Consider the following 1,029-nt stretch of genomic DNA (forward strand, 5'->3'; position numbering starts at 1 on the left):
GGGCTTGCCTTGCAAAGGTCAGGAGGACGGGTGTATATCTCTCTCCTGATGGGCAAGCGAGGCTTCCTTCGCAGGGAGGCAAGCCCCAAGGAGGTCTTGGAACACTGCCTGCGCCTGGCCCGGGAGGTGGCCCCTCCCACCCCCAAAGGCAAGCGGGGCCGCCCCTGGCGCTACAGCCACGCCCTTTACCTGGCCCTCCTTCTCTTCCGCGCCTTCTTCCACCTCACCTACCGCGAGACGGAGGCCTCACTCCAGGACCTGATGGAAGGCCCCTTCCCTTCCCACCAGTCCCTGGCCCGCTACGCCCTCAAGCACCTGGACCCCAAACTCCTTGAGGCCCTCCTGGAGAGGCTTTCCCGGGAACTGGAGGCCCATCTCGCCCCGGAGTCCTCGCCGGAAGGCGAAGCGGCTTCGGACGAGGCGCCGGCACACCTGGCGGCGCTTTCCCCCCCTCTACCTCATGGACACCACGGGGCTGGCCTACCGGAGCAAGGACCGGCTTCTCCGCTTTCGTCGGGGGAAGGAGGTGCGGCGGGTGCGGGGGCACGCGCGGCTTCTGGCCCTGATGCGGTGGGATAGGGAGAGGCGGCTCTTATGGCCCTGGGGTGGAGTGGTGGGGGAGGGCTACGCCCCGGACCCCCGGCTTGGGGGGGAGGTGCTGAGGCGGTTTCCTCCTTCCCGGGGGTGGCTTTTGGCGGACGCGGGGTTTGACGGGAAGGAGGTGTGGGGGGTTTTGGGGGAGGCGGGGGTGCGGCCGGTGATCCGGCTTCGGGGCGGGGGCGAGGCCAGGGAGGAGGCGCGGGTGCGGGCGCGGGAGGGGTGGGACCCCGAGGTGTACCGGTTTCGCGGGGTGGTGGAGGGGGTGTTTGGGGGGATGAAGACGCGGCTGGGTGGGGGGTACCTTTGGGAGCGGAAGCCTTGGACGGCCATGGCGCGGGCGCTTTTGGAGCTCATCGCCTACGGCCTTAGGGTTCTTCTCTCCCTTCTCCCGCCCCCTCCGGGGTACAAGGCAATTTACTAGGCAAGCCC

General features: G+C 69.0%; 1 protein-coding gene. It reads left to right on the plus strand.

The window, feature by feature from the left end:
- Positions 1–331: 331 nt before the first annotated feature.
- Positions 332–1,021 carry an IS5-like element ISTth7 family transposase gene (locus L0D17_RS13135; protein WP_008630619.1) on the plus strand — a complete coding sequence of 230 codons (690 nt, stop codon included), beginning with the start codon at positions 332–334 and terminating at the stop codon, positions 1,019–1,021.
- Positions 1,022–1,029 lie beyond the last annotated feature (8 nt).

Source organism: Thermus thalpophilus (genome assembly GCF_022760915.1).
In the GTDB taxonomy this organism is placed as follows: Bacteria; Deinococcota; Deinococci; order Deinococcales; family Thermaceae; genus Thermus; species Thermus thalpophilus.